General features: G+C 76.5%; 5 protein-coding genes. 3 read left to right on the top strand and 2 right to left on the bottom strand.

Features of this window, described 5'->3' with window-relative positions; all coding sequences use genetic code 11:
- The coding region (locus tag ABZW03_RS35640) for a GNAT family N-acetyltransferase (RefSeq protein WP_355268013.1) at nt 1-1,833 on the bottom strand (1,833 nt) is incomplete at its 3' end.
- A 205-nt stretch (nt 1,834-2,038) separates the two neighbouring features.
- Between ABZW03_RS35640 and ABZW03_RS35635 the strand changes: the two genes are divergently transcribed.
- Nucleotides 2,039-4,435, top strand: coding sequence for a glycosyl hydrolase family 65 protein (locus tag ABZW03_RS35635; protein WP_355268010.1), 2,397 nt, complete (start codon nt 2,039-2,041; stop codon nt 4,433-4,435).
- Between the two features lie 32 nt (nt 4,436-4,467).
- Here ABZW03_RS35635 and ABZW03_RS35630 read toward each other — a convergent pair whose 3' ends face one another.
- The gene (locus tag ABZW03_RS35630) at nt 4,468-5,085 is read right to left on the bottom strand and encodes a hypothetical protein (protein WP_355268007.1); all 618 of its coding nucleotides are present in this window, start codon (nt 5,083-5,085) and stop codon (nt 4,468-4,470) included.
- Nucleotides 5,086-5,359: 274 nt separating this feature from the next.
- Between ABZW03_RS35630 and ABZW03_RS35625 the strand changes: the two genes are divergently transcribed.
- A complete protein-coding gene (locus tag ABZW03_RS35625) occupies nt 5,360-5,602 on the top strand; it encodes a DUF1918 domain-containing protein (protein WP_355268004.1) in 243 nt (80 codons plus the stop codon).
- Nucleotides 5,603-5,614: 12 nt separating this feature from the next.
- Nucleotides 5,615-6,255 (top strand): HAD-IC family P-type ATPase (locus ABZW03_RS35620; RefSeq protein ID WP_355268001.1); only part of this gene is annotated, 641 nt, incomplete at its 3' end.

The following is a 6,255-nucleotide window of genomic DNA, read 5'->3' as shown; positions in this document are numbered from 1 at the left end:
GGCGCAGCCGCGGTAGCGGACGGGCACCTGCTGGTCGAGCAGCACGGCGGCGATCGGCACGCGCCGCCGGGCCGGGCCCTCCAGCAGGGCGCGCACCGGGTCCCGGGCCGGGACGGTGCCCAGCGCCGTCGGCACCAGGCACACCAGGATCGCGTCGACGGCCTCCTCACGCTCCAACGCCCGCAGGAAGAGTGCGAGTTCGGTCGGACCCACCGCCGCCGTGGTGTCCACCGGGTTGCGCACGCAGGCTCCGGACGGCAGCAGCTTCCCCAACTCCGCGGGGAGTTCCGGCAGTTCCAGGCCGGCCTCGGCGCAGGCGTCCGCGGCGAGGATGCCGATGCCCCCGGCGTTGGAGACCACGGCGACCGCGCCGCGCGGGTCGGGCAGCGGCTGGGCGTGCAGCAGGGCGGCGGCCTCGACCAGCTCCTCGACGCTGCGGGTGGCCGTGATGCCGGCCTGCCGGAACAGCGCCTCCCTGGTGACGGTGGGCGTGGCGGCGGCCGCGGTGTGCGACGCGGCGCCGCGGCGGCCGGCCGGCGAACGGCCGGCGTCGACGGTCAGGACCGGGATCGTCCTGGTCACCCTGCGGGCGGTACGGCCGAAGGCCCGCGGGCTGCCGAACGACTCCAGGTGGAGCAGGGCGAGGTCGGTGCGGCCGTCCGCCTCCCACCACTGGAGCAGGTCATTGCCGCTGACGTCGTACTTGTCGCCCAGCGAAACGAAGCTCGACACCCCGATGCCCAACCAGGTCAGCCGGGACAGCAGCGCGATCCCCACCCCGCCGCTCTGCACGGCCACCCCGGCACTCCCGGGCCTCGGGAAGGCGCCGCCGAACTCGGCGTCCAGCCGGACGGCGGGATCGGTCTGGGCCATGCCCAGGCTGTTCGGCCCGACCAGCCGCATGCTGTGCCGGCGGCAGGCGCGCATCAACCCCCGGGCCTCCTGGGCGCCGAGCCCGGAGGTGAGCACCACCAGCGCCCGGACCCCGGCGGCACCGCACTCCTCGGCCACCCCGGGCACGGCGCCGGCGGGCACGGCCAGCACGGCGAGGTCCGGTACGGCGGGCAGCGCGCGGACCGACCGGTACGCGGGCTCGCCGTCGATCTCCTCGGCGTGCGGGTTGACCGCCCACACCGGGCCGGTGAAACCACCGCGCCGGATCCTTCCGAGGACCGTCCGACCGACCGAGCCGGACCGCCGGGACGCGCCGACCACCACGACCGAGGCCGGGCGCAGCAGCGCGGCGAGGCTGGCCAGGTCAGCGCGCCGCCCGCGTTCGTCCACCGCCGAGCGGTAGCGCTCGTCGCCCTCCTCCAGCGACACCCGGACCCTGACCTCGCCCCGCTCGTAGCGGCGCTCGACGGGCAGGCCGAGATCGGCGAACACCTGGTGGACGGCATGGTTGCCGGACAGGGTGTCGGCTTCGAAGAAGCGGATGCCGGCGGCCCGGGCGGCGTGCAGGAGGTGCTCCAGCAGCAGGGTGGCGACGCCCCGGTGGTGCCAGCGGTCGGCCACCGCGAGGGCCAGTTCGGCGGTCTCCGGCGGGTCGTCCAGCGGTTCGCAGTCCGCCTCGCCGACCAGTTCCCCCGCCGCCCAGGCGCCGAGCGCCCGCAGGCCGGTGCGCGGCCGCCCGCACAGCCGGTCGGCGGCCTGCCCGGGCGCGTCGCGGCTGACGCCGAAGAACCGCAGTCGGCGGCTCTCCTCGGACATCCCGGCGGCGTACAGGCCGAGCACCGCCGCGTGGTCCTCCGGCCCGAGCGGCCTGATCTCCACGGTGGTGCCGTCGGCCAGCAGGGCCTCGGCGGTGGCGAGCGGCTGGCGGACGGTCGACATGGCGTACCTCCTGTCCCCGTCTCCCAGCCTCCGGTCCCGGCCCCGGCCCGGACAAGGGCCGACCGGCCCCGCCCCGGCCGTCGAGCGGTACCGGCGGCGCAGAACATCGGGCGGTACCGGCGGCGCAGAACGTCGGGCGGTACCGGGCGCCCGGGCACCGTCGTGCGCAGACTGGAGGCGGACCCGTCGGCACGGAGGTCACGTCGTGGCAGCAGACCCACCCACCGGGTATCCCGACATGCCGGACCCGTGGACCCTCCGGTACCGGGGCTTCGAACCGGCCGAGGAGGGCCTGCGGGAGGCGCTGTGCGCGGTCGGCAACGGCTACCTGGTCAGCCGGGGCGCCGCGCCGGAGTCGGCCGCCGACGGGGTGCACTACCCGGGGACGTACCTGGCCGGCTGCTACGACCGCGCGGAGTCGACGGTCGCGGGGCGCGTGGTGGCCAACGAGGACCTGGTCAACTGCCCGAACTGGCTGCCGCTGACCTTCCGCCCGGACGGCGGGGCGTGGTTCACCGGCCCGCCCGTCGGGCAGACCCTGGAGCTGGACCTGCGCCGGGGGCTGCTCACCCGCACCGCCCTGGTGGTCGACGCGCGGGGGCGGCGGACCCGGCTGGTGCAGCGCCGCCTGGCCAGCCAGGCGCAGCCGCACCTGCTGGCCCTGGAGAGCACCTTCACCCCGGAGAACTGGTCCGGTCCGCTGGAGGTCCGCTCCGGCCTGGACGGCCGCGTCGCCAACACCGGGGTCGCCCGCTACCGGGGCCTGGCCGAGCGCCACCTCGTCCCGGTCGGCCAGGGGGTGGACGGGGATGGCCTGCTCCGGCTGGAAGCCGATCTGGTCAACTCCCCCCTGCGGATCGCGCTCTGCGCCCGCACCACCGCCGACCGGGAGCACACGGCGAGGAGCGAGAGCCGCCCGGGCTGGGCCGCCCACCTGCTCGCCCTGGAGGCCGCGCCCGACCGCCCCGTCACCGTCACGAAGACCGTCGCCGTGCACACCTCCCGCGACCGGGCCGTCGAGACCCCGCTGCTCGCCTCCCGGCTGCTCGCCGCCGAGGCCGGTCCCTTCGACCGGTTGCTCGCCGAACACGCCCTGCGCTGGGACGAGTTGTGGCGTCGCTGCCGGATCGACGCCGAGTTCGACGGGGCCGGTCCGTTGCATCTGAACCTGTTCCACCTGCTCCAGAGCTGCTCGGAGCACTCCGTCGACCTGGACGTCGGCGTCCCGGCCCGCGGGCTGCACGGCGAGGCCTACCGGGGCCACGTCTTCTGGGACGAACTGTTCGTGCTGCGGCTGCTCAACCTCCGTTTCCCGGAGCTGGCCCGGGCCGTGCTCCGCTACCGCCACCGCCGCCTCGACGCCGCCCGCCGCCAGGCCCGGGCACTCGGGCTGCGCGGCGCCGCCTACCCCTGGCAGAGCGCCCGCGACGGCCGCGAGGAGTCCCAGCAGCTGCACCTCAACCCGCTGTCCGGCCGCTGGCTGCCCGACCACAGCCACCTCCAGCGGCACGTCGGCTCCGCCGTCGCCTACAACGTCTGGCAGTACTACCAGGCCACCGGGGACCGGGACTTCCTCGCCACCGCCGGCGCCGAGACGCTGCTGGAGATCGCCCGGTTCTGGTCCTCCGCCGCCGTCCACGACCCGGCCCGCGGCCACTGGTCCGTCCGCGGGGTGCTCGGGCCCGACGAGTACCACGACGGCTACCCCTGGCGGTCCCGGCCCGGCCTGGACGACAACGCGTACACCAACGTCCTGGCCTCCTGGGTGCTGGCCCGCGCCCAGGACGCCCTGGACGTCCTGCCCGGCTACCGCCGCGACGAGCTGCGCGAGCGGCTGGGGCTCGACGCCGCCGAGCTGGACCGCTGGCAGGAGGTCGGGCGGCACCTGCACGTGCCGTTCCACGACGGCGTCCTGAGCCAGTTCGACGGCTACGAGCGCCTCGACGAACTCGACTGGCCCACCTACCGGGCCCGCTACCCGGACCTGCGCCGGCTCGACCGGATCCTGGAGGCCGAGGGCGACAGCGTCAAACGCTACAAGGCCTCCAAGCAGGCCGACGCGCTGATGCTCTGGTACCTCTTCTCCGCCCGCGAGGTCCGCGACCTGCTGCGCCGCCTCGGCCACCCGGCGGGCCACGAGCTGCTGCGCCGCACCACCGACTACTACCTGCGGCGCACCGTCCACGGCTCGACGCTCAGCTCGGTGGTGCACGCCTGGGTGCTCACCCGCTGCGACCGCCGCGCCGCCTGGCGCCACTTCCGCGACGCGCTGGTCGCCGACCTCACGGACAGTCAGCACGGCACCACGGCGGAGGGCGTCCACCTGGGCGCGATGGCGGGGGCGGTGGACCTGCTGCAGCGGTGCTACACCGGACTGGAGGTGCGCGAGGACACGCTCTGGCTGGACCCGCGCCTGCCGTCCGCCCTCAACGGGCTGGAGCTGGACCTGCGCTACCGGGGCCACTGGGGCCTCACCCTCGCGGTCGACCGCCGCACCGTCACGGTGAGCCTGCGGCAGGACCGCCAGGAGCCGGTCCGCATCCGCCTGCGCGGCACCGAGGCGACCGTCCAGCCCGGCGAGACGCGGGTGTTCCACCTGTGAACGCCGGTGCCCTCACCCGAGCGCCGGCGCCCTCACCGCCGCCCGGACCAGCGCGGCTCGACCCGCTCCCAGGCGTCCTCCCAACTCCGCTCGGCCCGGCGGTCCAGCCGGTGGCGGCAGAGCGCGAACCAGCCCGCCGACGCGGACCCGAGCACGGAGACCGTCCCGAGGCCGACCAGCACCGCGTCCGTGACGATCAGTTCGCCCGACCTGGGCGCGCCGACCGGCCGTCCGTCGTCGTCCAGGCCGACCTGGACGGCCGTCCCGGTGACCGTGCCCTCCGGCACGGTCACGTCACCGGCCCCGGGGCCCACCGGGTACGTCCACCGGGCCGGGGCGTGCTCCCGCGCACTGCCCGCCCGGGAGTCGTCCGACTGCGCCGGTCCCGTGGTGACGGCGGCGACGACGTGCCGGTGGCGGGCGACGTTCCGCGCGTCGTCCGTCTCCGCGCCGTGCACGAGCAGGGCCGCCAGCACCGCCAGCACGACGGCGGCGAGCGCCGTCAGTGCCGCCCCGGCCACCAGACGGCTGTACGCCCGGTCGACCGGGCGGCAGAGCGGGTTGTGGTCCCGGCCGACGGCCCGGCGGACGTGCCCGCGCAGGGGCGTGTGCGGGGGGCGGCGCCCGGGTGTGGCGGCTGTCGCGGACATCACGCGCCTCCTGGGTGGCGGGGTGGCTCCTGCTCTCACGGGACCAGTCTTCCGAGCCGTCCGCCGTCCGCGGAGGGCCTGACGGCCCCGATCGCGGGCCCGAGGACCCACCCGCGCCGTGCCACCCGATCCACCGGGCCCCGGATCCGGGGTCGTCCGGCCCCTGCCGAAGTCCGCGTGCGGTGGTGCCATGGAGGTACGGACGGCCGTGCCCGGGCCCGGGCTCGGACCGGACCCGCACCGCACCGCACCGCACCGAGCCAGGGAGAGCGCCATGAAGGCCGCCGTGGGAGACCGCATCATCGTCCAGGGCACCAGGCCGGGAGCGGCCCGCCGGGACGGCGAGGTCGTCGGCCTGCACCACCCGGACGGAAGTCCGCCGTACGACGTCCGCTGGTCCGACGACGACCGGGTGACCGAGTACTTCCCGGGCCCGGACGCCCGGATCCACCACTTCGACCACGATCCCGCCGCCCCCGGAGCCACCCGGACCGAGCCCCACCTCTTCGCCGACTGACGGACCGCCGCCGTGACCGTCACCGCCGGTCCCCGCCCCCGTGGGCTGACCGGAGCCGAGGCCGCCCGGCTGCTCGCCGGGCACGGGCGCAACGAGGTCGCCGCCGAGCGCCGGGTGCCGGTCCGGGCCCGGGTGGCCGCCCAGGTGCGCGACCCGCTGATCACGGTGCTGCTCACGGCCGTCGTGCTGACGCTGGCCATCGGCGACCACCCGGACGCGGTCGTGATCGCCCTGGTCGTCGTGGTCAACACGACCGTGGGAGTGGTCCAGGAGATCCGGGCGGAGAGCGCCGTCGCGGCCCTGTCCCGGCTCGCCGCGCCCACGGCCCGGGTGGTGCGCGACGGGGAGCCGCTCACGGTGCCCTCGGCCGAGATCGTCCCGGGCGACGTGGTCGTGCTCGCCGAGGGTGACATCGTCCCGGCCGACGCCCGGCTCCTGGAGGCCGCCGCCCTGCTGCTCGACGAGTCGATGCTGACCGGGGAGTCCCTGCCGGTGGCCAAGGCGGCCGACGGCGGCGCGATCGGCGAGGCAACGCTGCGGGCGGGCACCGTCGTCCTGCGCGGCCGGGCCCTGGCCCTGGTCACCGCGACCGGCGCGGACAGCGCGCTCGGCCGGATCGCCGCGCTGCTGCGGCCCCGGCCCGAGCCGACCCC

Origin of the sequence: Kitasatospora sp. NPDC004799 (assembly GCF_040609095.1) — a bacterium.
GTDB lineage: Bacteria > Actinomycetota > Actinomycetes > Streptomycetales > Streptomycetaceae > Kitasatospora.
Note: the sequence above shows the minus strand (reverse complement) of the source record. Positions and strands in the feature narration are given on the sequence as shown.

What these genes read in the sequence shown, in the direction of transcription:
- ABZW03_RS35630 (WP_355268007.1), bottom strand. Translation starts at nt 5,085, where the DNA reads ATGTCCGCGACAGCCGCCACACCCGGGCGCCGCCCCCCGCACACGCCC.
- ABZW03_RS35625 (WP_355268004.1), top strand. Translation starts at nt 5,360, where the DNA reads ATGAAGGCCGCCGTGGGAGACCGCATCATCGTCCAGGGCACCAGGCCG.